General features: G+C 59.2%; 23 protein-coding genes. 9 read left to right on the top strand and 14 right to left on the bottom strand.

The annotated features are described in order from the left end of the window. The 10 genes from tssH to tssA all read right to left on the bottom strand — a co-directional run bounded on the left by tssH (nucleotide 1) and on the right by tssA (nucleotide 11,261). Nucleotides 1–2,658 (bottom strand): type VI secretion system ATPase TssH, encoded by a 2,658-nt coding sequence (gene tssH, locus HV782_RS00385; RefSeq protein WP_123469912.1) that lies wholly within the window; start codon nucleotides 2,656–2,658, stop codon nucleotides 1–3. An 11-nt stretch (nucleotides 2,659–2,669) separates the two neighbouring features. Then, entirely contained in the window at nucleotides 2,670–3,677 is a 1,008-nt protein-coding gene (gene tssG, locus HV782_RS00390) for a type VI secretion system baseplate subunit TssG (RefSeq protein WP_123469914.1), read from the bottom strand. After that, a complete protein-coding gene (gene tssF / locus HV782_RS00395) occupies nucleotides 3,641–5,428 on the bottom strand; it encodes a type VI secretion system baseplate subunit TssF (protein WP_123469916.1) in 1,788 nt (595 codons plus the stop codon). Before tssF ends, tssG begins: the two co-directional genes overlap by 37 nt. Before the next feature lie 236 nt (nucleotides 5,429–5,664). Then, nucleotides 5,665–6,030 carry a hypothetical protein gene (locus HV782_RS00400; RefSeq protein WP_123469918.1) on the bottom strand — a complete coding sequence of 122 codons (366 nt, stop codon included), beginning with the start codon at nucleotides 6,028–6,030 and terminating at the stop codon, nucleotides 5,665–5,667. Further along, complete coding sequence (locus HV782_RS00405) at nucleotides 6,027–6,704, bottom strand: DUF6695 family protein (protein WP_202894568.1); 678 nt, start codon at nucleotides 6,702–6,704, stop codon at nucleotides 6,027–6,029. The genes HV782_RS00400 and HV782_RS00405 overlap by 4 nt, the downstream gene beginning before the upstream one ends. Before the next feature lies 1 nt (nucleotide 6,705). Then, on the bottom strand, nucleotides 6,706–7,230 hold the full coding sequence (locus HV782_RS00410) for a PAAR domain-containing protein (protein WP_186743908.1): 525 nt from the start codon (nucleotides 7,228–7,230) through the stop codon (nucleotides 6,706–6,708). A gap of 11 nt (nucleotides 7,231–7,241) precedes the next feature. After that, nucleotides 7,242–7,649 carry a type VI secretion system baseplate subunit TssE gene (gene tssE / locus HV782_RS00415; RefSeq protein ID WP_122594477.1) on the bottom strand — a complete coding sequence of 136 codons (408 nt, stop codon included), beginning with the start codon at nucleotides 7,647–7,649 and terminating at the stop codon, nucleotides 7,242–7,244. A 9-nt stretch (nucleotides 7,650–7,658) separates the two neighbouring features. Further along, on the bottom strand, nucleotides 7,659–9,134 hold the full coding sequence (tssC, locus tag HV782_RS00420; RefSeq protein ID WP_123469922.1) for a type VI secretion system contractile sheath large subunit: 1,476 nt from the start codon (nucleotides 9,132–9,134) through the stop codon (nucleotides 7,659–7,661). Between the two features lie 28 nt (nucleotides 9,135–9,162). Beyond that, nucleotides 9,163–9,666, bottom strand: a complete 504-nt coding sequence (gene tssB, locus HV782_RS00425; protein WP_003229587.1) for a type VI secretion system contractile sheath small subunit — start codon at nucleotides 9,664–9,666, stop codon at nucleotides 9,163–9,165. Nucleotides 9,667–9,698: 32 nt separating this feature from the next. After that, nucleotides 9,699–11,261, bottom strand: coding sequence for a type VI secretion system protein TssA (gene tssA / locus HV782_RS00430; RefSeq protein WP_186743906.1), 1,563 nt, complete (start codon nucleotides 11,259–11,261; stop codon nucleotides 9,699–9,701). Nucleotides 11,262–11,976: 715 nt separating this feature from the next. Here tssA and tssI point away from each other — a divergent pair. Genes tssI through HV782_RS00455 form a run of 5 tightly spaced genes read left to right on the top strand, consistent with a single transcriptional unit; the run spans nucleotide 11,977 to nucleotide 18,800 of the window. After that, nucleotides 11,977–14,001, top strand: a complete 2,025-nt coding sequence (tssI, locus tag HV782_RS00435; protein ID WP_128615649.1) for a type VI secretion system tip protein TssI/VgrG — start codon at nucleotides 11,977–11,979, stop codon at nucleotides 13,999–14,001. Beyond that, nucleotides 13,998–14,846, top strand: coding sequence for a DUF4123 domain-containing protein (locus tag HV782_RS00440; RefSeq protein WP_186743896.1), 849 nt, complete (start codon nucleotides 13,998–14,000; stop codon nucleotides 14,844–14,846). The genes tssI and HV782_RS00440 overlap by 4 nt, the downstream gene beginning before the upstream one ends. Continuing rightward, on the top strand, nucleotides 14,843–15,634 hold the full coding sequence (locus tag HV782_RS00445; protein WP_186743894.1) for a hypothetical protein: 792 nt from the start codon (nucleotides 14,843–14,845) through the stop codon (nucleotides 15,632–15,634). Before HV782_RS00440 ends, HV782_RS00445 begins: the two co-directional genes overlap by 4 nt. Next, a complete protein-coding gene (locus HV782_RS00450) occupies nucleotides 15,631–16,467 on the top strand; it encodes a hypothetical protein (RefSeq protein ID WP_186743892.1) in 837 nt (278 codons plus the stop codon). The genes HV782_RS00445 and HV782_RS00450 overlap by 4 nt, the downstream gene beginning before the upstream one ends. Continuing rightward, on the top strand, nucleotides 16,464–18,800 hold the full coding sequence (locus HV782_RS00455; RefSeq protein WP_186743890.1) for a lipase family protein: 2,337 nt from the start codon (nucleotides 16,464–16,466) through the stop codon (nucleotides 18,798–18,800). Before HV782_RS00450 ends, HV782_RS00455 begins: the two co-directional genes overlap by 4 nt. Nucleotides 18,801–18,886: 86 nt before the next feature. Here HV782_RS00455 and HV782_RS00460 read toward each other — a convergent pair whose 3' ends face one another. From HV782_RS00460 to HV782_RS00470, 3 genes are all read right to left on the bottom strand, one after another. Next, nucleotides 18,887–19,162, bottom strand: coding sequence for an HU family DNA-binding protein (locus HV782_RS00460; RefSeq protein ID WP_003213368.1), 276 nt, complete (start codon nucleotides 19,160–19,162; stop codon nucleotides 18,887–18,889). Nucleotides 19,163–19,352: 190 nt separating this feature from the next. Next, complete coding sequence (locus HV782_RS00465; RefSeq protein ID WP_123469933.1) at nucleotides 19,353–20,501, bottom strand: NAD(P)/FAD-dependent oxidoreductase; 1,149 nt, start codon at nucleotides 20,499–20,501, stop codon at nucleotides 19,353–19,355. Nucleotides 20,502–20,521: 20 nt separating this feature from the next. Continuing rightward, nucleotides 20,522–20,689, bottom strand: a complete 168-nt coding sequence (locus tag HV782_RS00470) for a rubredoxin (RefSeq protein WP_053148867.1) — start codon at nucleotides 20,687–20,689, stop codon at nucleotides 20,522–20,524. A gap of 200 nt (nucleotides 20,690–20,889) precedes the next feature. Here HV782_RS00470 and HV782_RS00475 point away from each other — a divergent pair, with 200 nt between their 5' ends. Both HV782_RS00475 and ubiA read left to right on the top strand, forming a co-directional pair. Then, nucleotides 20,890–21,450 carry a chorismate--pyruvate lyase family protein gene (locus tag HV782_RS00475; protein ID WP_123469934.1) on the top strand — a complete coding sequence of 187 codons (561 nt, stop codon included), beginning with the start codon at nucleotides 20,890–20,892 and terminating at the stop codon, nucleotides 21,448–21,450. Next, on the top strand, nucleotides 21,450–22,340 hold the full coding sequence (gene ubiA / locus HV782_RS00480; RefSeq protein WP_186743887.1) for a 4-hydroxybenzoate octaprenyltransferase: 891 nt from the start codon (nucleotides 21,450–21,452) through the stop codon (nucleotides 22,338–22,340). Before HV782_RS00475 ends, ubiA begins: the two co-directional genes overlap by 1 nt. Nucleotides 22,341–22,454: 114 nt before the next feature. Here the strand turns inward: ubiA and HV782_RS00485 are convergent, their stop codons facing one another. Further along, on the bottom strand, nucleotides 22,455–22,838 hold the full coding sequence (locus HV782_RS00485; protein WP_128613625.1) for a COG4315 family predicted lipoprotein: 384 nt from the start codon (nucleotides 22,836–22,838) through the stop codon (nucleotides 22,455–22,457). A 151-nt stretch (nucleotides 22,839–22,989) separates the two neighbouring features. On the opposite strand from HV782_RS00485, the gene phoB reads away from it, so the two are divergent. Further along, a complete protein-coding gene (gene phoB / locus HV782_RS00490; protein WP_007896474.1) occupies nucleotides 22,990–23,679 on the top strand; it encodes a phosphate regulon transcriptional regulator PhoB in 690 nt (229 codons plus the stop codon). 137 nt (nucleotides 23,680–23,816) lie between these two features. After that, on the top strand, nucleotides 23,817–25,103 hold the full coding sequence (gene phoR / locus HV782_RS00495; RefSeq protein WP_189655731.1) for a phosphate regulon sensor histidine kinase PhoR: 1,287 nt from the start codon (nucleotides 23,817–23,819) through the stop codon (nucleotides 25,101–25,103). The last annotated feature ends 110 nt before the right edge of the window (nucleotides 25,104–25,213 follow it).

A 25,213-nucleotide genomic window follows, 5' to 3' on the forward strand; every position in this document is an offset into this window, starting at 1 on the left:
TCAGGCGAACTCGCAGGTCACGCTGGCTTCGCCGTCGAGCGTGGCATGCACACGCTTGAGGCTTTCGCCGGTGGCCATCGCGTCGAGCAAGCGGTCAGCCACCAGCGGCAGCACGTGCTGATCGAGCAGATGGTCGATCAGGCGCGCACCGCTTTCGCTTTGCGTGCAACGCTCGGACAGGTGATCGACGAGGTTCTGGCACCAGCTGAAATCCAGCTGACGACGGTTCAGGCGCTCGCCGAGACGACCGAGTTTGATCTCGATCAGCTCGCGCAGCACCGGGCCGCCGACCGGGTAGTACGGCACCACTTTCATCCGCGCCAGCAGCGCCGGTTTGAAGTGTTTGCTCAGCACCGGGCGAATGGTTTCTTCGAGCAGTTCGGCGCTCGGACGTGCGCCGTCTTCGCAGAGGTCGCTGATCTTGTCGCTACCGAGGTTCGAGGTCATCAGGATCAACGTGTTGCGGAAGTCGATCTCGCGACCCTCGCCGTCGTTGGCCACACCTTTGTCGAAGATTTGGTAGAACAGGTTGAGCACGTCCGGGTCAGCCTTTTCGACTTCATCGAGCAGCACCACCGAGTACGGCTTCTGCCGCACGGCTTCGGTGAGCATGCCGCCCTCGCCGTAACCGACGTAGCCCGGTGGCGCACCGATCAGGCGAGAAACGGTGTGCTTCTCCTGGAACTCGGACATGTTGATGGTGGTGATGAAACGGTCGCCGCCGTACAGCAGATCAGCGAGGGCCAGCGCGGTTTCGGTCTTGCCGACGCCACTCGGGCCGACCAGCAGGAACACACCGACCGGTGCATCAGGTTTGTTCAGGCCCGCAGCGGTGGCGCGCATCGAGCGATCCAGTGCGTGCACGGCTTGTTCCTGACCACGGATGCGCGTGCGCAGGTCGGTGGCGAAACTGGCGACCTTGGCGTTGTGTTCGCGGGCCAGTTGCGCCAATGGCACACCGGTCCAGGCGCTGATCACTTCGGCGACCAGACGCGGGCAGACTTCGAAGCTGACCAGACGCTCTTTGACTTGTGCGGCGGTCAGGGCACTGTGGGTTTTATTCAGTTCGGCTTCCAGCGCTTCGACGCTCTGGCCTTCCTCGACTTCAGCGGCGAGGGTTTCGATCACGGTGCCTTCGGCGTCTTCTTCAACACTGACAGTCGGTTCAACGGCAGCGGCTTCGCGGGCCTTGGCCAGTTGCTGGCGCAGTTCCAGCAGGCGCTCGGCCAGTTGTTTCTGTTCGGTCCACAGGCTTTCCAGCGCGACCATTTCGGTTTCGGCTTCGTCGAGTCGCGCTTCCAGCGCATCCAGCGCTTCGTGGTCGATCAGCAGACCGGCCTCGGCATCGCGACGCAGGGCCTGACGCTGACGACCACCTTCGGCCAGTTCGCCACGCAGGCGCTCAAGGCTTTCCGGGGCAGCGGCAAGGCTGATACGCACGCGAGCACAGGCGGTGTCGAGGACGTCGACAGCTTTGTCCGGCAGCTGGCGACCGGCCAGATAACGTGCGGACAATTCGGCCGCCGAGACCACCGCGTCATCACGCAGGTAGATGCCGTGGCTCTTCTCGTAAACCTGGGCCAGACCACGAAGGATGGTCACCGCTTCGTTGACGGTCGGTTCGTGCAGTTGCACCGGCTGGAAACGACGGGCCAGTGCCGGGTCTTTCTCGAAGTATTTCTTGTACTCGGCCCAAGTGGTGGCGGCGATGGTACGCAGCTCGCCCCGCGCCAGCGCCGGTTTCAGCAGGTTGGCTGCGTCGGAACCGCCGGCATTGCCGCCAGCACCGATCAGGGTGTGGGCTTCGTCGATGAACAGAATGATCGGTTTTGGCGAGGCTTTGACCTCGTCGATCACGCCTTTGAGACGACGTTCGAACTCACCTTTGACGCTGGCACCCGCCTGCAGCAAACCCATGTCCAGCGACAGCAGCTCGACGCCCTTGAGCACCTGCGGCACTTCACCGGCAGCAATGCGCGAGGCCAGGCCTTCGACGATGGCGGTTTTACCGACACCGGCCTCACCGACCACGATCGGGTTGTTCTTGCGGCGGCGGGCGAGGATGTCGACCATCTGGCGGATCGCACCATCGCGGCACAATACCGGGTCGAGTTTGCCGTCGCGGGCCTGTTGGGTCAGGTTGTGGGTGAAGCGCTGCAACAGCGATTCGCCCTGCGCCGCCGGTTTACCGTTAGCCGCCGGTTGTTCCTGTTGCGACAGGGCAAATTCCTTCAGGCGATCAATGTTCAATTTCGCGAGCAGCGGCTGATAGCGACTGCCGGCGTAGCGCATCGGGTTGCGCAGCAGGGCGAGGATCAGCGCGGCGTCTTCGACCTGGGTCTGGCCCAGTTCAAGGTTGGCCACCAGCAACGCATCTTGCAGCCACTGCACCAGTTCCGGGGCGAACACCGGGTTGCGCGAAGCGCTGTGCTCAACGCGCGACTGCAGCGCGGCGCTCAGTTCGCCGGCGTCGACGTCGGCATCCTGCAGCGCACGCGACAGCAAGCCGTTAGGACGCTCCAGCAGCCCCAGCAGCAGGTCTTCGACGAGGATCTTGCTGCCGCCACGGGCCACGCAACGCTCGGCTGAACGCTCCAGATCACGGCGGGTTTCGGCGTCCAGCGCCTGAATGAGTTGTTGCAGGTCTACGTTGATCATGGCTCACGTCCTTAATGAATTTTGCTGCCCAGGGTCACTACGCCGTCTGCTTTTTCGCAGCCCAGCCAACTGGTCCACCCCAGACGACAGTCGTTCTTCTCACCAATGCGCAGTTCGCGGATTTCTTCCGGGCGCAGCACCAGGCGAATGTCGTAATCGAGCGGGTCACGCAATGTGAACCGCACCAGCGCGCACAGCGGCTGGTAGCCGAACCCGATCGGCAGGAATTCGTGGAATCGCTCCCAGTCGAGTTCGGTGATGTGAATGCGGAATTTGCCGCTGCGGTCGCGCACCCGCTCACCCAGCACCAGGTCTTCACCCAGCAGGCTGTTGGCGCGCCCGAGGCGGTTGCGCTGCTCGTCGAGGATTTCCACGCGGCGCTCGATGCACTGTTCGATGACCAGGTCTTCGTGTTTGAAGTAGTAACGCAGCACCGCTTCGATCAATGCCGCCGAGTGCGCCCGCAAGCTGAGCAGGCCGAGGTACGGCAGCAGGCGTTTCCAGTTCAGTTCCTTGGCCTTGCGGATCTCGTCGCCACCCAGACCGATCAGCGCGAACAACTGCGAGGAGAACGGGTCGATCGCGCCGCTCTGGAAGCTGGCGCGATAGCGGTACTTGCGCCAGATCGGCAGCATCAGCCGTTGCAGGCGATGGTGGAACAGGTCGAGAAAGTTGCGCGTCGGGTTGCCGTCCTCGCTGTCGCCCAAGGCTTGTTCGCCATAGAACGCCGGCAGCGGCGAGCCCGAACCGACCAGGCCGATCAGGTTGAAACGCATGCGCGCGCGCATCTGCCCGTGCTCTTCGAAGAACTCCACACGATCAACATCGCTGCGCGGAAAACCGAGGCTCGGGTTGGCCTGGAATTCCACATGATCGTACAAGTCGTCCTCGCTCAGGTACGGGTGAGCCTCACGCAGCCGGTCGATCACCAGCAGCACGGCCTGAAACAGCGAGTACTCGCGTATTACCTTGGTCAGCCCGCTTAAAGCAGGGGCTGCAGGCCCATACGTGGTGTCCATTGGTACACCTCTCCCTGTGTGCTTTTTACCCGCAGCTCATGGAATGAATTGAGACTGGCGTAAAGCGCGAAAAACTCGTTAAGAACCGAAGCGAACACGAACAGGTCGCCTTCGCCGATATACCCTTCCGGGTCGATGGTCAGTTCGGTGCGCAGACCGCGCACCGGCAGCCCACGGTGCAGCCGGTCGACGTGGTGATGTTTGATGTGCTTGAGGCCGCCGAGCAGGCGCTTGCTGACCTTCTCCGCGTGCTGGTCGTAGTAGCGCGGCAAGTCGTAGGTTTCCAGAATCACCTTCAACGCATTGACGTCGGCCAGCGACAGATAGTTAAGCGACATGTTGCTGATCAGCTTCCACAGGAAGTCACGGTTCAGCGGTGGTGCGAAGCTCGACGTCGCCGGGGTGATGTTGCGAAAACTGAGGAACTCCGGGGTCTCTTCGCAGGCCAGGCAGATGTCGCCGAGCTTGAGCTTGCGCGGCAGGTTCTGGTTGGTGCACATCAGCTCGATCGACAGGGTTTCGTGGGCTTCGGTGTGGCGGATGCCGAAGCTCAGGTAGGTGTCGAGGCCGTCGTGCAGCAGGGACGAACGCTGGCGAATGCTGTAATGCGGACGGCTGTTGGGCACGTCGAAACTCGGGTCATGCTCGAACGATTCGAACGGCACGTATTCCTGATAACCAAGGCCACCGGGCTTCCAGCCAGTCACGGTTTCCACCGAGAACACACCGCAGTTTTCCAGATCGTATTCCGCCGGCAGCAGCAGGTATTCGTCCTGCTTGCCGTCGAGACGGATCGGCAGGGCGTCGTGGGCGAACAGGTTGGCAATCGGCGTGCAGAACAGCTTCACGTTATCCAGGGTCGGACGCATACGCATGATGCCGCTCTTGCGAATGTCGAAGCGCAGTTCCAGGCCACGCATCTGCTTGAGCGTGTCTTCCGGCAGCGCCTTGAGAATGTCCAGACCGTTGACGTCGACGAACAGGAACTTGTCCTGGAAAGCGAAGTATTCCTGCAGGTAGCGATAGCCACGGAAAGTGTTCAGCGGATATGGAATCAACGCCTCTTCTTCGGCAAAACCCACCGGCTTGACCCGGTCACCGGGAATCTTGAACGCCATCGGCTTGCCGGCGACACCATCTATCGGCTTGCCGGCGCCGTCGAGCGGGATCAGCTCGATGCCTTCGAGATTGCGCAGCAGGCTCAGGTATAGCATCTGGCTGATGTAGCGCTCACCAGCAAAGTGCAGACGCAGTTTGCTCAGTTCCAGCTCACCGAGGTGGCCGTCGGCGCTCATTTCCAGACGCAGGCTGAGCAGCGAGCCGTCGCCCTTCACCGAGTAGTTCAGCGCAGCCAGATCCAGCGGCAGCACCTCAGTCGGATAGCAGGTGCGGAAGCGGCAACGCACGTCTTCGATCGGCTTGCTTTCAATCGGCGTATCGCGCTCGACGCGCAACGCCGGCCCGGATCGCTTGAGCGGATCGAACTGCAGAATGCTGAACGCCGGCAGCGGGCGCATGTAGTTCGGCCACAGCAGTTGCATCAGCGAATGGCTGAGTTCCGGCAATTCGTCATCGAGCTTCTGCCGCAGCCGCCCGGTGAGAAACGCAAAGCCTTCCAGCAACCGCTCCACGTCCGGGTCCCGCCCGGCCTGGCCCAGAAACGGCGCCAACGCCGGACTACGCTCGGCGAAACGGCGACCGAGTTGGCGCAGTGCGGTGAGTTCGCTTTGGTAGTAGTGGTTAAAGGACACGGGGGTTACCTGCTTTCTTCAGTTTTTGCAAAATTGTCGATTTGAGGGCAGTTAATGCCGACGTACGTCATGGGCAGATCCCACGTGCGCACGATTGTTGTAAACCTGCTGAATGGCAAAGCCGTACGAGGAAACGAGCATCAGAATGAGGCCGGCGAATCCAGTGATTGAATTCGAACGTTTATCAGCCAAAGCAGGCCTGTGAAGACCATGCAAAGAGCCCATATTCAACCAAGTCATTTCACTGCCGCCGAACTCAGATCCAGAACTGTTCCGTCTTGCAGATAGACGACATCGCCGCCGTCATAGCCCAGCAGATCCTGACTCTTGAATGTATCGCCCTGTTTAACGGCGTGCTTTACCCAGCCCTCAGCCCAGATATCTCCACTCTCGTAGCGAATTTCTATGTAGTAGGCGGGAGGGTCGGATTTAGTGATTTCAAAAAAAACTCCACCGTCCTGCGCACCACTCCAGTAAGCGTTTGGATGATCTTTCAAGGTCAATACCTTTCCGTCAGAACGCTCAAGCAGCGAATAAGCTGCAATCACCAACACGAACGCCAATGTAATTATGGAAATAAAAGCCCACTTCAATACCTTCACTTGGTTATCTCCAACGTGTCGGTCGCGAAAATGTAATCAAGGTCTGGCTCGCTGAATTGAAACTGGGCCATGTAGGCGCTTGGTACGACAACTCGTGTTCGGAAAGGAATGGAGAATCCCACCGCCTCTGCCAAGTCAGTCGCAAACGTTACGCAGTTATGATTTCCAAGATCGTATTCCTGTCGTTTGCCGTCTGCGTTTTCTGCCTCCTTCGCCTTCAACCAGGCAAGTGCTTGATCGTAGACATGCCCCCTCAAAACAACGCCCGTGATATTCCCGGATTGACCGTGCTCGGTCGCGATGTGCCTTAAGGTTTTCTTCAGAGACGACTCTGTGATTGCTCCACTCTTCAGTACAACGTCTGGAATCCGACCAACACGCACCCGCCCTGCGGGCCCAGGGCCCGGATATCGGCCATATTCATAATATTTTGACTGACCCGTTTTACCGTTAATGACAAGAACCCCCGCATGTCCGAGATAGGGGGCCTTACCTCCAGGTATTTCGATCTTCTTGCCAAAAAAGGTCGTCTGATAACCGTCGATGTGGATTTTGTAATCCGGGAAAACAAGTGGAATAACGTAGTCGTCGTCACCGACCAAATAGACTTGAACAGGTGCCACATCAGATGCAGGTGTGGTGACAACAGTCGTGACTTGAGCCGCTTGCCCCATCTCATTCTCCTCGCAAAAGCCAGTTCGGCTTGGCAGCGAACTGGACACTTTGTGACTGAGCCTTTTTTCCCAGGGACATAGACAGGCCGGCCTCGTCGGTAACGCCTTCCACCTGCGAGCCATCCTCTAGGGTCGCGATATAAGAAACGTTTTTTAGTGGAGCGCCGGAAGCCGAGTCCAAAAGCAGGACTCGAACATCGAATCCGAAAATATTCAGCGGTACCGGCGGCACAAACGGCGCGGGCGAATGCGAATTCCCGATAATCACCGTCCCGGAACCTGCCGTGACCTTGTTGCCGTGAGCACCAACCGAACCTACGGTCGCAGCCGGTTTGCCGTTGATCAACACGGTTGTCGCAAGATCGCCGACCATCGCACCACCACACGCCGAGGCATCGCCCTGGCGGGCGGCCGCGAGGCCGTCGAAGAACACGTCGCCGGAACCGGCGGCGATCGGGTTGGTACCGTGGCCAGGAAGGGGGCAAGCGGTGGGGTCGGATACGCGTGCTGCGGGTTTGCCAGACATCGGGGATCTCCTTAGGTGACCTTCACTTGTCCGCTGCCATCCAGGCGCGCGGAAAAACTGACCTGACGCTTGAACCCTTCAACTTCCAGCAGGCCTTCGATGCTGAAGGCGAGGCGAAGCTGATCGTGGTCACGCGGCAGGGAAATGACACGCACGTTGCTCAGGCGCGGCTCGTAGGCTTCGATGAAGCTTTCGATGGCCAGGCGGGCCTGACTCAGGGAGTCGTGCAGGCTCAGACGCATGTCATTGAGATCGGGCAACCCGTAGTCGGACAGCGTTTGCACGCTGCCGGCCCGGGTGCTGAGCATTTTGGCCAGATGGGCAGCCACCGACGCCATGGCCGAAGCCTCGAGGCTCCTGCCCTTGCGCTGTTCCGCATCGCCATTGAGGCGTTCGAAAAGACTGCCGTATCCGTCCATGAGTCGCTCTTACTCTTTGTCCAGCTTGCCAACCAGCGACAGGGTGAAATCGGCACCCATGTACTTGAAGTGCGGACGCACGTTCAAGCTCACGCGGTACCAGCCCGGCTCGCCTTCAACGTCGCTGACGATCACTTGCGCAGCGCGCAGCGGACGACGGCCACGCACTTCGGCGCTCGGGTTTTCCTGGTCGGCGACGTACTGGCGAATCCACTTGTTCAGTTCCAGCTCGAGGTCGGTACGTTCTTTCCACGAACCGAGTTGCTCGCGCTGCAGCACTTTCAGGTAGTGAGCCAGGCGGTTGACGATCATCATGTACGGCAGTTGGGTGCCGAGCTTGTAGTTCAGCTCTGCCGCCTTGCCTTCTGCGCTGATGCCGAAGAACTTCGGCTTCTGCACCGAGCTTGCGGAGAAGAACGCCGCGTTGTCGGAGCCTTTGCGCATGGTCAGGGAGATGAAGCCTTCCTCGGCCAGTTCGTATTCACGACGGTCGGAAACCAGAACCTCGGTAGGGATCTTGGTTTCGATTTCGCCCATGCTTTCGAAATGGTGCAACGGCAGGTCTTCAACCGCGCCACCGCTCTGTGGGCCGATGATGTTCGGGCACCAGCGGAATTTGGCGAAGCTGTCGGTCAGCTTGGTGCCGAACGCGAAAGCGGTGTTGCCCCACAGGTAGTGCTCGTGGCTGTTGGCAACGGTTTCCTTGTACACGAACGATTTGACCGGGTTTTCTTCCGGATCGTACGGGTTACGCAGCAGGAAACGCGGCACGGTCAGGCCAACGTAACGGGAGTCTTCCGAAGTACGGAAGCTCTGCCATTTGGCGAATTGCGGGCCTTCGAAGTGGTCTTTCAGATCTTTCAGATCCGGCAGGCCGGTGAAGCTTTCCAGACCGAAGAATTTCGGACCGGCCGCGGCGATGAACGGCGCGTGGGACATGCAGGATACGCTGGCCACGTATTGCATCAGTTTCACGTCCGGCGAGCTTGGGGACATGAAGTAGTTGGCGATGATCGCGCCAACCGGCTGACCACCGAACTGGCCGTATTCAGCGGTGTAGATGTGCTTGTACAGGCCCGACTGCATGACTTCCGGCGAATCTTCGAAATCGTCCAGCAGGTCTTCTTTGGAGACGTTGAGGATTTCGATCTTGATGTTTTCGCGGAAGTTGGTGCGGTCGACCAGCAACTGCAGACCACGCCACGACGATTCCAGGGCCTGGAAATCCGGGTGGTGGAGGATTTCGTCCATCTGACGGCTGAGCTTGGCGTCGATCTCGGCGATCATGCGGTCAACCATGGCTTTCTTGACCGGCTCACCGTTGTTCTGCGGCTTGAGCAGCTCTTCGATGAACGCCGACACGCCACGCTTGGCGATGTCGTAGGCTTCGTCGTCCGGGGTCAGACGGGTTTCGGCGATGATGCTGTCGAGAATGCTGTACTCGCCGTTGTCGGCGCTTTTCTCTTGTGCTGCGCTAGTGCTCATTGTGTTGGCTTCCTTGGCTGCTGGGTTCTCAGGCGTCCGGGGCTGCGGCGTTCAGGCCCAGCTCACCGAGTACGCGACCGCGGGATTCGTCGTCGGCGAGCACGCCTTCGATCGCTTTACGGAACGCAGGTGCGTTACCCAGCGGGCCTTTGAGGGCCACCAGCGCATCGCGCAGTTCCATCAGTTTTTTCAGCTCAGGCACTTGCTCGACCAGGCTGGCCGGGTTGAAGTCCTTCATCGAATTGACGCGCAGTTGCACAGCCAGCTCGTCGGCCTCGCCATCTTCCTGCAGACGGTTCGGCACGCTCAGCGTCAGACCCAGTTCTTGCTTGGCCAACACTTCGTCGAAGGTCATCTTGTCGATGCTGATCGGCTTGCGATCCTCGATTTTGCGATCGTCCTTGCGGTGGGTGTAGTCACCGATTGCCAGTAGTTTCAGCGGCAGTTCAATCTCTTCCTGAGCACCGCCGGTGGCGGGTTTGAAGGTGACGTTGATGCGTTCCTTGGGGGCTACCGAGCCTTCTTTGGCCATGGCTTTTCTCCTTGCGGTTGTGGCCCTGGGGCCTATTCGAGTACCACTTCGAGGTCGAGGTGGCACAGCCTGCGATAAATCTCTTCCTTGCGTTCACGCACTGCATGGTTCTGCGGCAACAACTCGCAGCAACTGTGCAGCAGGTGCAGCACTTCCAATGCAAGATCGGGCTCCCAGGCGTGCAGGCCTGAGTCCTGTAATGTCTGATCGAGGGTTTCGAGCTGGTTCTTGGCCAGTTCGTACTTCTTGGCCATGAAGCACAGGCGCGCGAGGGCGAACTGCCAGAAGAAGCGCTCGCGACCACCGTGGGCCGACTGCAAACCCTGCTTGAGGATCTGCACGGCCGGTTTCAGGCCTTCCTTGCGCAGCAGTGGCAACACTTCCTCAAGGGCCTTTTCCCAGGCGGGCTGGGTTTCGACGTTTTCGCTTTCGACCTTGCGCGGCGCACTGGCGCTTTGCAGGTGCGGCATGACGTTGGCGGCGATCCACGCCCGGGTGGACGGATCGGCAAACGGCGCGCCGTCATGGAAGCGCAACTCGACAATGCCGGGCAGGCGCTGAATCAAAAGCGCGAAGTGGATTTCCACTTCGCGCATGGCCAACTCGGCGTTGAGGTTCTGGAGACATTCCCAGACCATCCTCTGGCCATCGAACCAGAACGGCGCCTTCGCCAGGCTCGCCTCCAGTTCCACCAGCAGGTCGGCGTATTTGCCCTGATCGAAACGGTCCTGATAGAGCTTGAGTTTCTCCAGCGGCAGGCCGCGCAACACGGTGATCTGCTCGGCGTTGCGCTCGGGTACCGCGTCGATGGTCATCCACAGCAGTGTGCGATTCAGGCGCAGGGCGCGCAGGTCGGTGGCCTTCTGCTTGAGCCACCAGGCACACAACGGGCGGGCACTTTCCTGCTGGGCGCGCAAGGCTTTGTGTGCCTCGCGCTCGTTGTCGATCGGCGCGCCGGGCGTCAGCAACTGGCTCGCAGCCTGCTTGACCTGCGCCACCGCCGCGCCCACCACGCCGGGGGCCGGCTGATTGTCAGCGGCGCGCTGGATCATGGTTTTCAGACGACGGGAGATCGGCAGCAGCAGCGGCGCATCATCGCCCAGATGTTCAGCGCAGGCCGCTTCGAGACCGGACAGGTGCTCGGAGAGCTGCCGGAACATCGGCAACTGCTCTTTGATCGCAATGTTTTCAGTGATGACCTGCTCGAGACGCGGCACCAGCCAGCCGATGGCGGCGGCACGGGTACGGGGTTTGAGCGGGTGAACGTCGGCCCAGTTGTTTTCCGACAGGTGGTGCAGCAAACCGAGGCCCGCCAGCAGCCCGGGGAAGGACTCGCGCTGGTACAGCGACCAGGTCAGCCAGGCACCAACCCGCAAGTCCTTGGACTGGGTGCGCAGGAGACTTTCGCTGTTTTCACGGATTTTCAGCCAGTCGATCTGCCCGCTCTCGTGCATCGACGAAGCTTTGGCCAGCTCGCTTTCCAGGGCCTCGAATTCGCTCGAAAAACGAACGTCTTCGCCCGCGAAATTCTCTTTGGAAACAGAGACTTTTGCGAGTTCGAGGTAATGGGCGGAAAGTTTGCTTGAGTAGGACATCCATGGCCTTTAATTAGGATTACAGTCATGCGCCTATTGGAGTTGCCACGGCGCTGGACAGTATCGAAGAGCGGTGAAGCGACTCATCCAATTGAGATGTGCTCTTTCAAGTGGGCGCATCGTAATCACTATGATGGCCACTAGCAAGCATCCGATTAAACAACAAGACGAAGTGTTCATTGAGGCGTGTAAGAGATTGCCCTATATCCGACAGGGGAATCCCTGATAGCGATTTATATGGCCTGCATTCGCCACACCCCTTCAGAACCCTTGATCCAGAGCGGCCCGCTCGAACTTGACCGTATCGGCCCGAACGCCCGTTCCATAACAGGGCGGCAAGCATGACAACTCTCGAAAAAAATAGAAGTAGGACTCTTCCGAAAAACGCAGATTTTTCTAAATATTTTTTTCGCGGACAACGCCAAACAAAAAAAGTGCCATCAATTTGATGGCAGTTCATATTCCTGAAACTTATACGGAACTGCTGAACACTGTACATCCGTACCAACTCAATAATTATTGAAGTGTTTCCCTACAGTCTTTTCCTTCAATTCTGCCCGCACTTTTACACCCGGAATACTCTGACAAACCTCAGGGATACTTCTTACATCAATTTATTTCCTGCATTGCTAGCTTGCCTTGGCAAATTCTTTCGCGTGGCGATCAGGGACGATCGAACACCGCGCATCGACTCACCTTGCTTAAGGACAAGCGTATGTTCAGCACGGGCAGTTGCGCGCCTTTTACCCTGCAAATTCCCGGAATTCGCCATGATTTTCAGGTACTGGCATTCGATGGCACTGAAGCTATCAGTCAGCTTTATTCCATCCGCATAGAACTGGTCAGCGAGTATCCGCACCTCGATCTGGAGCGACTGCTCAGTCAACCGGCATTCCTGCAGTTCGGCCACAACGGCGAAGGCATTCACGGGCGTATCGAAGAGGTGATGCTCGGGGAATCCGGAAAACGCCTGACCCGCTATGCACTCACGCTGGTGCCAGCGTTGCACTATTTGCAGTTCAGCTACGACCAGCGGATTTTCCAGAAGCTGACGGTGCCGCAAATCATTGCGCAAGTGCTCCAGCGTCATGGCATCCAGTCCGACGTCTTCACCTTCAACGTCGCGCTCAATCCGGAGCGTGAGTACTGCACGCAGTATGACGAAAGCGATTTCGCGTTCATTCAGCGTCTGTGCGCCGAAGACGGAATTGCGTGGCATCACCAGCATTCGCCAGATCGGCATTTGCTGGTGTTCACCGACAGTCAGGTGTTCTTCCCGACACTGGGTCCGACGCCTTTTCAGGCCGACAGCGGCATGGTCGCGGAACACCCGGTGGTCAATGAACTGACCCTGCGCTTCAACACTCGCACCACCACCGTCACCCGCCGCGACTATGACTTGAGGCGACCCAACCTGTTGCTTGAAAGTCGTTTCACTGCCGAATTCACACCCGAGCTTGAGGACTATCGCTACCCGCTGCTGATGACGTCGGAAAAACACGGCAGACAACTGGCACGTCAGGCACTGGAGCGGCACCGCCGCGACTATTTATTGATCGAAGGCAAAAGCAATCAAAGCACCTTGCGCAGCGGCTACCTGTTCGACCTGACCGAACACCCGCGCCAGGACTGCAACGAGCTGTGGCTACTGGCAAGTCTTCATCATGAAGGAAGGCAGCCGCAGTCACTTGAAGAAGCAGGCAGCAATGACGCCCCACCCGCCGACGGTTTCACCCAAGGTTATCGCAACACCTTCACGGCCATGCCGGCGGAGGTGTCTTACCGCCCTTCTCTGCCGCCGCGCAAGCCGCTGCTGGTCTGCCAGACCGCGCGCGTCACCGGCCCTGCTGGCGAGGACATTTTTTGCGACGAGTACGGCAGAGTTCGCGTGGAGTTCCCATGGGATCGCGCCGAACTCGGCAGCGAAAAAAGCAGTTGCTGGATCCGTGTTGCATCCAGTTGGGCGGGTGAAGGTTTTGGCGCGGTAACCATTCCGCGGATTGGCATGGAAGTGGTCGTGACCTTTCAGGACGGCGACCCGGACAAACCGCTGATCACCGGTTGCGTGCCCAACAAGGTCACCTCAGTCGCCCATCAACTGCCCGAACACAAGACCCGAACGGTATTGCGCAGCCAAAGCTCGCCGCGCAATGGCGGCTACAACGAGTTGTCGATCGAAGACCGTGCCGGCAGGGAAAAAATCTACCTGCGCGCCGAGCGCGACATCGAGCAACTGATCCTCAACGACAGTCGCAGCGTGATCGGTCATGACCGCTTCGAACAGACGGGCAACGACAGCACCACCCTGATCGAGGGCAAGGCGCTGCGCACCCACCAAGGCGTGCGCAGCACGGTGATAAACGCCGATGATTTGCTCACGGTCAGTGGCACCAGCAGTCAGTCGGTCGGGGCACTGGTGATTCAGGCCGGTGAACAGGCACATGTGAGCGCCAGCAACGTGGTGATTGATGCCGGCATGAGCCTGACGTTGACGGCCGGCGGGCATCACCTCGTGATCAACGCTGCGGGGATTTTCAGTAGCGTGCCCATCGTCGAGGGCGGTGCGCCCATGCCAGGGATCACGCCGTTGCAGCCATTGCAGGCTGAAGCCCGCCAAGCCATCCCCGCCATCGCCACCCCGCCGTCCATCCTCAGCGACGCCCGTCAGCAGGCGGCCGACTATTGCCCGCTCTGCGAGGCCTGTCTGGCTGGCCAGTGCAGCCTTGGAGAAGTCGCATGACTGCGCTCGAATCATGGCTGCACGAACAACACCGGGCCGGGCGCGATCTTTATCTGATGCTCGATATCGACGGGCAGATGGATACAAGAGCTGCGCTGCTGGACGAACAGGGCGTTGCACGGTATCGCAATCTGTATGCAGGAACAGCCGCAAACGCACTGGCGCAGGCAGGGCCGCTGCTGTTTCACATCGACTCTATTCATGACCCGGCGATTCAGAGTTTGCTGCGCGCCCCCGAACGCAACTGGGGCTGGCTGGCAAGCGCCAGTCACGTTGAGCTGGATACCCTGGCGGCGCATTGGCGCGAACGCGTGCTGACCGGTGAACGGCCAACTCTGGCGGTCTATCGCGCGCATGACAATCGGGTACTCGGCCGCGCGCTGGCTCATCTGCAACCGCAGCAGTACGCCGAACTTCTGGGGCCGATGGTCAGCGTCTGTTACTGGCACGACGGGCAATGGAGGGTCGCCGACAATCCCGATCCTGGCGCACACCCGGTGCCAGCCGACCCGCCATGGCTACAGACCCCGACACCGGAGCTGATTTACGCCAACGTGCTGTTCGATAACGCCCGGCGCTATCTGGTGGGCCAACACACCGAAGCGCTGATCAGGCTCGCGGAACAATTGGATGTGGATGACTGGTTGTGGGGGCAGATTCAGCGAACTCACCTGTGGGGCTGGCAAGCACCGGAGCAAGTGCATTTCTTGCTGATGCAGAGTTTGCAGATGCCGGGGTATCTGCCGCCCAAATCGTGGCTGCCAAAACCTGAAGAAGAACCGGCGGCGCATTTTGAGCGGGTCTACCAGCAAGTGCTGTATTGGCAGGGAGAGGCTCGTTTATGAACGGTGCATTTCGATTGCTGGCGCTTGGCAGTTGCCTCGCGCTGAGCGTCGGTTGTTCGGCTGTGGGGACACCAAACACTTTCACCTTTGTTCCCGACCTTCCGCCCAACTTCAAGTACGAACTTAAAGCCATCTACCTGCCCATCGAAGGTGAAACGTGCAGGGTGGCGGGGAAGCCGGATTTCTGGGTCAGCTTCAATAAGCCGAATATGGAATACGTCAGCACCGCGGAAATTGAGCTGTACAAAACCGCGAGCGGCTGCCCGCTGTCCTTGAATGAAGTGGAAATCAAGATCATCGGTGTTTTTGGCTCTGGACGAAGTAACAGCAGCTATGACTATGCGTCATTTGCCGTACGCCCGGAGTTGCTGGAACGGCACATGGGGACTTTCGACGAAGACGGCACAGGTGAGTTCTTCGGCGAGTGCATGTGGTCTTTTCGTACCGTCGGGCCTAAGCGTTACCTGATCAAGCTGCTTACCTGCAAAAAAATGGATGCGCAGGGCAATGTTGGCCGAAGTCGTCCGTTCACGGCTTACACGCTGACACAACTCTCGGGGAAAACCATAAAGCTGAGGATCAGGTTGTCCGAACAGGAAAAGCCGGCCTTTGGAGACACCTGGGTCAAAGTACCTGACGGCTGGAAGCGCTGCATGGGGAAAAGTTTCGAAGATCAACATGCGTTTTGTTACGGCAATCACAAAGACTTCAGCACTTTCAGAATGGTGGATGAACGCGTTTGCACCATTTACCCCGGCTGCACGGAAAACAAGGATGCATCACCATGAGGGATCAAAAAACACAGCAATCGCGGGTGTATTTCCTGCACTTCAAACAAGTCCTTCAACGTCTGACATTGGGCACTTGCCTTGCTTTGACAGTGGGTTGCTCGGCTGTCAGCAAACCAAACACTTTCACCTTTGTTCCAGACCTTCCGCCCAACTTCAGGTACGACCTGACGGCCACCTACGTGCCCGCCCAAGATCAGACATGCTCGGTACCGGGTGGAATAGGTACTCAGCTTGGGTTCAATAAAACCAACATGAAATATGAAGGTACATCAGAAATCCCGCTTTACAGAACCGTGAGCAACTGCCCGCTGGCGCTGAATCATGTGGAGATCAAGGTGATTGGCGTTTTTGGCCCTGGAAGAAGTAACAGCAGCTATGACTACGCCTCATTTGCCGTGCGTCACGAGTTACTGGAGCGGCACATAGGGAGATTCAGCGATGACGGTACAGGTGAGTTCTTCGGCGAGTGCATGTGGTTTTTTCGCACGGTCAGCCCCAAGCGTTACCTCATAAAAATGTTGAGATGCAAAAAAATGGATGAGCAGGGCAATGTCGCCCGGAGTCGTCCTTCCACGGCATACACGCTGAAGCAACTGCCGGGGAAAACCGTAAAACTGAAGATCAAGTTGGCTGATGAAGAAAGGCCCGGCTGGGGTGACACCTGGGTTGAAGTTCCCGGTGGCTGGAAGCGCTGTTTGGGTGAAGGTATGGAAGATCAGCGTGGTTACTGCAATGGAAATTACAAAGACTTCAGCACCTTCAGGATGGTGGATGAGCGGGTTTGCACTATTTATCCGGGCTGCACGGAAAACAAGGACGAGACCCCATGAGCATTGAACCGTTAGATCCGAGCGTCGCTGCCTTTATGCAAGGCAACATCCACGCCTGCCCAATGCGCGGACATTCGACGAGTTTTCAATTAGTGGACGAGTTTGGTGATGGCAAATCCTATGCGGGGTTGACGTACGAAATTATCGATTATGAGGACACCGTTTACACGGGCAAACTGGATGCCACGGGTTCCGGCAACGTGAACGACCATTACTGCGGCCCGGTAGTACTCAAGTTCAACCAGCCCTTTAAAGGAACAGAAGCACTCTATAAAGATTTAAGAACAAGGGAGCACTACCCCCTCCCCATTACCGAACTCCAGGTTCGCGCCGAGAAAACCCGCTTCGTCACCAAATCAGGCGTGCGTACCCAGGCCAATCCAGCAAAAGACCTAGCCGGGACCAACGCCTATTACCAGGTTGAAGTGAGCGAACTGGTCAAACATGTAGCGCACTTGCCGCCTCTGGCAGAGCGTCGTGATCCGCCGAATATGGTGGTGCACAAACTCATGCGCTCCACGCCCCAAACCCGAACGTTCGCGCAGATTGATAGCAATGCGCCGGACGCAGGAATGAGCGCGATCTTCAGTCAGGCCAGCATGGCCACGGTCGAGTTGGGTTTCTCTCCGCCGCCACCCAAACCCAAGGGCATTGCCTTGTTGCCGAACAAGCACCATGTGCTGGAAGTGCGCCCCATGCGGGCGTTACGCCCTATGCTGTCGATCGGCAACGAGTTCTGCGCACTCAACCTCTATCAACTGTCATTGATGGCGACCCTGAGTTACACCGACTTCGGCCAGGAGCCGAACACACAACCGGTCAAGACCGACCGTGTGAGTTTCCCCGTGCAGCCCAGCAGCGGCAATTGGTTCGGCCATGCACTGCCGCAGTTTGATGAGTTGTGGAAAGTCGATGCCTCGCAAACGAAGAAGTACTACCCGTTGTATGAAGAAGTGCCTTACTCGAAACGCCTGGAAGTGGTGCCGTTCGATCCACAGCTTTACCCCGAGGTGAATGATCCAGCACTGGGGGATCAACAGGAACATCCGGCCAAGCTGCACTTTTTCGATGATCGCAAACAAGCCGACAGTACGGACACTCAGGCGTTTATCACGCATCACGACGAGGTGATATTGATCAGTGTCCGGGGAACCAGCGAAACGTTGCCCGATGGCCTGCGCGATGGAGACGCCTATCAGGTGCCTTTTCAAGAAGGAGAAGGCAAGGTGCACCGTGGCTTCTACGGGGGCGCCCAAGCGGTTTTCCCGTTTGTCGTGAGCTATCTGGAGAGGTTCTACAGTGGGCAAAAACTGCTGATTACCGGACACAGCCTGGGCGGGGCGATAGCACTGATCTTGTCCGAGATGCTGCGCCGCGATCCTCAATACTCATCGGATATCGTGCTCTACACCTACGGTGCCCCTCGCGCCGGCGACACCACCTTCATCGCAAGCGCCCAGTCACTGACCCACCACCGCATCGTCAACCAGAACGACCCGGTACCCAGCGTACCCGCCACCTGGATGAACACCTATGCCGAACCCAAGCAAATGTACACCGCCAACGGAGTGGTGTTGGCCCTTCAACCGGTCGCCGGGTTTGCCTTGCTGGTCTGGGGCGTAACCAACTTCTTTGGTGAGGATTACGGGCATCACGGTGAACTACGCCACTTCATGCCGGTGGTGTTTGGCAAGGAACACAAGTCATCCATTCTCTGGCAGCCGGGCTGCAGCCTCATCAACGATCACGGTTGTGCGCAGGCCTTGCGAAATATCAATGGCTTGCCCAAGCGCGGCTCATTTCTGGAGCAGCTCGCCGCGGCGAGCGATCACTCTATGGTCGGGAGCTACATCCCCGGCTGTTGGGCCAGTCTGCGCCGCTGGCAGGAGGCGCAGCAGCTCAAACGTTCTGTGGTGACGTACCGGGAGTTCGAATGGGTGAGTGGCGCTTTAAAGAATCTCAAAGACCAACTGAGTGCCGTGAAGCGCAATCTCCGAGACCACCCCAGCGCGTATGTCCGGCACGAGGAAAGAACCCACAAGACGACAGTTCTCGACAGAGAAATCAGCAAAATAGAAATGACCCACGCTCGACTGGTCGCCCTGCACGGCCAGCGAGTCACCGAGGCCGACGTCTACGGCAGCTACGCCGAACAGCCCGAGTGGGTGCAGGAAAACCTGCTGCGCTGGAACGCGCACCCGGAAAATCTCGTTCAGGAACAACTGGCGATGATTCCTCCCGCCGCCCAGGACCACGATGCAGCGATCGCGGCAATGACGGGAGGACACGCGGTCGGTGCGCCCTATCAGCTGGATATTGATTCAATTGTGTAATCACCACAAAAAATGGGCACCCGACCGCAATCGGTGTGCCCATTTTTTATTGCGCTGCTCCCCGTTGTTCGGAGAGTTCACCGCAATTAAGGATTAACGCTGTCTTTCAACGATTTGCCTGGCTTGAACGCAACGGTGTTGCTGGCCTTGATTTTAACCGGCTCGCCGGTCTGCGGGTTTTTGCCGGTACGGGCGCCGCGGTGGCGTTGCAGGAAGGTGCCGAAGCCCACCAGCGTCACGCTGTCCTTGCGGTGCAGAGCGCCGGTGATTTCTTCGAGGACGGCGTTGAGTACGCGGTTGGCCTGCTCTTTGGTCAGATCTGCTTTTTCAGCGATTGCAGCGGCGAGTTCTGGTTTACGCATTAGTGAAGCCCCTTTGACGGTTTTTTGTTGTTATGTCCGTGCTGTTCTCGTTGGAACAGCGCCCAAGGCGCCGCAGGCTCTACTCTGCGGCAGACGTGAGTGAGAATGGCACGCGGATACCGGCGGCGCCAGTCTCCCCGCGACCTTTGTAGGGGCAAAAGCGGGGTGATTCCGACAGAACGACCGGTATTTACGCCAGCAGCGCCGGAAGCTGTTTGTTCAGGGCGAGTTTTTCCATCACCGCCGCGCCAGTCAGGGCATAACCGAGCAACTGGCCGTCGGAGCCATGACACACAGCCTTGATGTCGGCGCCCTGCCCTTCGACGGTCCAGACGCCTTCGCGGCCCCGTGGCGGCGGTGAAACGACCAACGGGCACACCGGGGTTTTCACGGTGATCGGCATCGGGCCGTAGCTCACTGCGGCAGGGTTTCCGGTGAGGGTTTGTGCCAGCGCACGCGCACCACTCATGAGGGGCATGACGTACAACAGATTGAGGCCATCGACCTCGGCACAGTCGCCCAAGGCGTAGATATTGGCGTGGGACGTTTTCAGATACCGGTCGACGACGACGCCGCGATTGACCTGCACCCCGGCCGCCGCTGCCAGATCAATGCGCGGGCGCAGACCGATGGCTGACACCACGACATCGCAGGCAATCACCTGACCGTCGGACAGATGCGCTTTTAGCCCGTCGGCGTCCTTTTCCAGGCGATTCAGTACCGGACCGAGGTGGAAACGCGCGCCCAGGCTTTCCAGCCCGGCCTGCACGGCTGCCGCAGCGGCCGGGTGCAGCAGCATCGGCATCACTTGCTCGCACGGTGCAACCAGCTGCACCTCGTAGCCGCCGAGGATCAGGTCGTTGGCGAATTCGCAGCCGATCAACCCGGCACCGAGCACCAGCACCCGCCGTTTGCCTTCGGCTGCCGCACGAAAACGCGCGTAATCCTCGAGATCATTGATCGGGAATACCAGATCAGCGCCATCGCCCTCGATCGGCACGCGTACGGTTTCCGCACCCCAGGCGAGGATCAGGTCGCGGTAGTACACCGCCTCTTCGCCAATCCACAGGCGCTTGTGGCCGGCGTCGATACCACTGATGCGCGTATGGGTGCGCACTTCGGCCTTCAACTGCTCGGCCATGGTGCCGGGTTCAGCCATGCTCAGGCCATCGGCGTCCTTGTTCTTGCCGAAACCGGTGGAGAGCATCGGCTTGGAGTAAGAGCGGCCGTCATCGGCGGTAATCAGCAGCAGCGGGGTTTCGCCATCGAGTTTGCGAAACTCCCGGGCCAGGTTGTAACCCGCAAGCCCGGTGCCTACGATTACGACAGGTGCGTTCATACCTTACTCCTTGGTTTTTCTCAGTTGATTTCGATCATTTCGAAGTCCATCTTGCCGACGCCGCAGTCCGGGCACAGCCAGTCTGCCGGTACATCTTCCCAACGGGTGCCCGGCGCAATGCCGTCATCCGGCCACCCCTCAGCTTCGTTGTAGATCAGGCCGCAGACGATGCATTGCCACTTTTTCATTCAGGTACTTCCTCAGGATTCAGGCTTTTGTCGGCGCGGACGGTCGATGGTGGTTGCGCTGCCATCCGGCTCAGGGCGTTTTGTACTGATGGTGCCGGGCAGATGCAAGCCTGTTCGGCGCAACGGCGACCCGGATCAATCAAATTCGCAGCACGCCATGTTAAGCTCGCCGCCTCATTTGCGGCCAATAATGACTCATTGTGCAACATTCAAATGCCTGCCCGGCCCCGCTCTGGCTGACTCAAAGCCGACTGACGCCCCTCCCCGATCCGTTGACCCTGGACTGGTTGTTCGACGAAGGCTCGCTGACCCGCCGCCTGACGCGGCTGTCCGATGACGGCTTCAGCGTCACGCCGTTGTTCGAAGGCTGGGACACTCTGCGCAGCGACGAATGCACCGCGCTGGATCTGGCCGAAGGCAGCGAAGGCTGGGTGCGTGAGGTGTATCTGCGCGGTCACGGCGAGGCCTGGGTGTTTGCCCGCAGCGTGGCGTCACGCGCCGCGTTGCAAGGTGATGGCTTGCACATGGACGAACTGGGCAGCCGCTCCCTGGGTGAGCTGCTGTTTTGCGATCACGCCTTCCAGCGCCGCGCCATCGAGGTCTGTCACTACCCCGAAGCGTGGTTGCCAGCCGCATCGAAAGCGCCGCAACTGTGGGGCCGCCGTTCGCGTTTCGACCGTGGCGCCCTGAGTGTGCTGGTCGCGGAAATTTTCCTGCCGAGCCTGTGGCGTGCCGCCCGCGCCCATCCGGAGAACTGCTGATGTACCAGAGCCTGCTCAAGTCCCTGAACCGCTTGAATCCGCGCGCCTGGGATTTCATTCAGCTGACGCGCATGGACAAGCCGATCGGCATTTACCTGCTGCTGTGGCCGACGCTGTGGGCGCTATGGATTGCCGGTAAAGGCTCGCCTTCGCTGGCCAATATCGTGATTTTCGTGCTCGGCGTGGTACTGACCCGTGCCGGTGGCTGCGTGATCAACGACTGGGCCGACCGCAAGGTCGATGGCCACGTCAAACGCACCGCGCAACGCCCGCTGGCCAGCGGCAAGATCAGTTCGAAAGAGGCGCTGGTGTTTTTCACGCTGCTGATGGGCGTGAGCTTCCTGCTGGTGCTGTGCACCAATGCACCGACGATCTGGTTGTCGCTGGGCGGCCTGGCATTGGCGTTCACCTACCCGTTCATGAAGCGCTACACCTATTACCCGCAAGTGGTGCTGGGGGCGGCGTTTTCGTGGGGCATGCCGATGGCGTTCACCGCCGAAACCGGCGAACTGCCCGCCGCCGCGTGGCTGCTGTGGATCGCCAATCTGTTGTGGACAGTGGGTTATGACACCTATTACGCAATGACCGATCGGGACGACGACCTGAAGATCGGCGTGAAATCCACGGCGATTCTGTTCGGCGATGCGGATCGGGTCATCATCCTGACCTTGCAGGCGCTGTCATTGGCTTGCCTGCTGCTGGCGGGGTCGAAGTTCGAGTTGGGGACGTGGTTTCATCTCGGCCTGTTGGCGGCGGCTGGGTGTTACGCGTGGGAATTCTGGTACACCCGCGATCGCGACCGGATGCGTTGCTTCAAGGCGTTTTTGCACAACCACTGGGCCGGGTTGGCGATTTTTGTCGGGATCGTGCTGGATTACGCGTTGCGCTGATCCGCAAAAACCTGTGGCAGCGAGCTTGCTCGCGAAAGCGTTGGGTCAGTTGCCACATAGGCTGACTGAGACGACGCCTTCGCGAGCAAGCTCGCTCCCACAGGGGATTTGCGTTTACTTGTGCTCGTGCACCACGTGCCACATCTCCTTCATGCCATCACCTTTCATTTCTCCAGGTTTTTCGTCCTTCATGAAGGTGTACAGCGGCTTGCCGTCATAAGCGTATTGCATCATCCCGTCATCGCGTTTGATGACCGTCCATTTGCCTTCAGCCTTGGCACCCGCCGGCGCCATCATCGGTGGCCAGTTCTTCGCGCAATCACCGTTGCACATCGACTTGCCGCCAGCGTCCTTGTCGAACGTGTAAACGGTCATGCCTTTGTGATCGACCATCATGCCGTCCTTCATCATGGCCGGTTCGGCGGCCATGGCCAGTCCAGGCAGAGTCAGGGCAGCAGCCATCAGCAGGGCTTTGAAAGAAGCAGTCATTTGCGTCATGGAAACCTTCTTTTGTGGTTGTCAGGATTCGGACTTAGAGCTTAGTCCAGGATCCCGCCGTCCGCCGGGCGACTAAAATACTGTCACACGACTGCAATAATTCCGTTATCTAATGCGGCGCAAGACAGTTAAATGACAAGAGGATTAAGGCATGGTTGGCAGGAGCATTCTGATCGTCGACGACGAAGCGCCCATTCGCGAAATGATCGCCGTTGCGTTGGAAATGGCCGGCTATGACTGCCTCGAGGCAGAGAACTCGCAGCAGGCACACGCCATCATCGTCGACCGCAAACCGGACCTGATCCTGCTCGACTGGATGCTGCCCGGCACTTCCGGCATCGAGCTGGCCCGACGCCTCAAGCGCGACGAGCTGACCGGGGACATCCCGATCATCATGCTCACCGCCAAGGGCGAAGAGGACAACAAGATCCAGGGCCTGGAAGTCGGCGCCGATGACTACATCACCAAACCGTTTTCGCCACGCGAACTGGTCGCGCGCCTCAAGGCTGTGCTGCGCCGTGCCGGCCCGACTGATGGCGAAGCGCCGATCGAAGTCGGCGGCCTGCTGCTCGACCCGATCAGCCACCGCGTGACCATCGACGGCAAACCGGCCGAGATGGGCCCGACCGAATACCGTCTGCTGCAATTCTTCATGACCCACCAGGAACGCGCCTACACTCGCGGGCAATTGCTGGATCAGGTCTGGGGCGGCAACGTCTATGTTGAAGAACGCACCGTCGACGTGCACATCCGACGCCTGCGCAAGGCCCTCGGCGATGCTTATGAAAATCTGGTACAAACCGTGCGCGGCACCGGCTACCGGTTCTCCACAAAAGCATAAAAACAGCTGCAAGCTTCTAGCTACAAGCGGCAAGAAACAGCGAGCCGCTCTGACTTGTAGCTTGCAGCTTGAAACTTGAAGCTGCGGCTAAGGACGCCCCCGTGAATCAAAACTGGCATGGCACCCTGATTCGCCACATGCTGTTGCTGGTCACCGCCTGTCTGGTGATCGGCCTGATCAGCGGCTATTACGGCTGGAGCCTCGCTGCCGGCCTGGGTCTTTACCTGGCCTGGACGCTCAAGCAACTGCTGCGCCTGCACGAATGGCTGCGCCTGCACCAACCCGATGAAGCACCGCCCGACGGCTACGGCCTGTGGGGCGAGGTGTTCGACAGCATCTACCACCTCCAACGCCGCGACCAACGGGTGCGCGGGCGCCTGCAAGCGGTGATCGACCGGGTGCAGGAGTCCACCGCCGCGCTGAAAGACGCGGTGATCATGCTCGACAGCGACGGCAACCTGGAATGGTGGAACCGTGCCGCCGAAACCCTGCTCGGCCTCAAGACCCCGCAGGACAGCGGCCAACCGGTGACCAACCTGGTACGCCATCCGCGCTTCAAGGAGTACTTCGAGCAGGAAAGCTACGCCGAACCGCTGGAAATCCCCTCGCCGACCAACGATCGCGTGCGCATTCAGCTGTACCTGACCCGCTACGGCAACAACGAACACCTGATGCTGGTGCGCGATGTCACGCGCATCCATCAGCTGGAACAGATGCGCAAAGACTTCATCGCCAACGTGTCCCACGAACTGCGCACGCCACTGACGGTGATCTGCGGCTACCTGGAAACCCTGCTCGACAACGTCGAGGACGTGAACCCGCGCTGGAGCCGAGCGCTGCAGCAGATGCAACAACAGGGCGGGCGCATGCAGACGCTGCTCAACGACCTGTTGCTGTTGGCGAAGCTGGAAGCCACCGATTACCCGTCGGACAACCAGCCAGTGCAGATCGACACGCTGTTGCAGTCGATCAAGAGCGACGCGCAACAGCTGTCCGGGCAGAAGAACCAGAACATCACCCTCGACGCCGACGGCAGAATCCTGCTCAAGGGCAGCGAGGCGGAACTGCGCAGCGCCTTCTCCAACCTGGTGTTCAACGCCGTGAAATACACCCCGGCCGAAGGCAACATCCGCATTCGCTGGTGGGGCGACGAGCAAGGCGCGCACCTGAGCGTGCAGGATTCCGGGATCGGTATCGACAGCAAACACCTGCCGCGCCTGACCGAGCGTTTCTATCGCGTCGACTCCAGCCGCAACTCCAACACTGGCGGCACCGGGCTGGGCCTGGCAATCGTCAAACACGTGTTGTTGCGCCACCGCGCGCGGATGGAGATCAGCAGCGTGCCCGGTCACGGCAGCACGTTCACCTGCCATTTCGCCCCGGCCCAGGTCGCTCAGGCACGGGCGATCAGCACTGCCGAGTAACGCCGGTCAGCACGCGCCACTAGGCAATCGCCAAGTCAGCCGCTACATTGGCTGACTTGCGTCTGCCTTTCAGGCGCGATTTTTTCTCTCTTACGAATCACACGGAACCC

The organism is Pseudomonas monsensis, assembly GCF_014268495.2.
Taxonomy (GTDB): Bacteria; Pseudomonadota; Gammaproteobacteria; order Pseudomonadales; family Pseudomonadaceae; genus Aquipseudomonas; species Aquipseudomonas monsensis.

Bases quoted from the DNA above. Each gene is read 5' to 3' on its own strand.
- HV782_RS00470 (WP_053148867.1), bottom strand. From the start codon at position 20,689: ATGAAAAAGTGGCAATGCATCGTCTGCGGCCTGATCTACAACGAAGCT.
- HV782_RS00410 (WP_186743908.1), bottom strand. From the start codon at position 7,230: ATGTCTGGCAAACCCGCAGCACGCGTATCCGACCCCACCGCTTGCCCC.
- HV782_RS00455 (WP_186743890.1), top strand. From the start codon at position 16,464: ATGAGCATTGAACCGTTAGATCCGAGCGTCGCTGCCTTTATGCAAGGC.
- phoR (WP_189655731.1), top strand. From the start codon at position 23,817: ATGCTGTTGCTGGTCACCGCCTGTCTGGTGATCGGCCTGATCAGCGGC.
- HV782_RS00485 (WP_128613625.1), bottom strand. From the start codon at position 22,838: ATGACGCAAATGACTGCTTCTTTCAAAGCCCTGCTGATGGCTGCTGCC.
- tssB (WP_003229587.1), bottom strand. From the start codon at position 9,666: ATGGCCAAAGAAGGCTCGGTAGCCCCCAAGGAACGCATCAACGTCACC.
- tssH (WP_123469912.1), bottom strand. From the start codon at position 2,658: ATGATCAACGTAGACCTGCAACAACTCATTCAGGCGCTGGACGCCGAA.
- HV782_RS00440 (WP_186743896.1), top strand. From the start codon at position 13,998: ATGACTGCGCTCGAATCATGGCTGCACGAACAACACCGGGCCGGGCGC.
- ubiA (WP_186743887.1), top strand. From the start codon at position 21,450: ATGTACCAGAGCCTGCTCAAGTCCCTGAACCGCTTGAATCCGCGCGCC.
- tssI (WP_128615649.1), top strand. From the start codon at position 11,977: ATGTTCAGCACGGGCAGTTGCGCGCCTTTTACCCTGCAAATTCCCGGA.
- tssE (WP_122594477.1), bottom strand. From the start codon at position 7,649: ATGGACGGATACGGCAGTCTTTTCGAACGCCTCAATGGCGATGCGGAA.
- HV782_RS00450 (WP_186743892.1), top strand. From the start codon at position 15,631: ATGAGGGATCAAAAAACACAGCAATCGCGGGTGTATTTCCTGCACTTC.
- tssA (WP_186743906.1), bottom strand. From the start codon at position 11,261: ATGTCCTACTCAAGCAAACTTTCCGCCCATTACCTCGAACTCGCAAAA.
- HV782_RS00405 (WP_202894568.1), bottom strand. From the start codon at position 6,704: ATGGGGCAAGCGGCTCAAGTCACGACTGTTGTCACCACACCTGCATCT.
- tssG (WP_123469914.1), bottom strand. From the start codon at position 3,677: ATGGACACCACGTATGGGCCTGCAGCCCCTGCTTTAAGCGGGCTGACC.
- HV782_RS00465 (WP_123469933.1), bottom strand. From the start codon at position 20,501: ATGAACGCACCTGTCGTAATCGTAGGCACCGGGCTTGCGGGTTACAAC.
- HV782_RS00460 (WP_003213368.1), bottom strand. From the start codon at position 19,162: ATGCGTAAACCAGAACTCGCCGCTGCAATCGCTGAAAAAGCAGATCTG.
- phoB (WP_007896474.1), top strand. From the start codon at position 22,990: ATGGTTGGCAGGAGCATTCTGATCGTCGACGACGAAGCGCCCATTCGC.
- HV782_RS00445 (WP_186743894.1), top strand. From the start codon at position 14,843: ATGAACGGTGCATTTCGATTGCTGGCGCTTGGCAGTTGCCTCGCGCTG.
- tssC (WP_123469922.1), bottom strand. From the start codon at position 9,134: ATGAGCACTAGCGCAGCACAAGAGAAAAGCGCCGACAACGGCGAGTAC.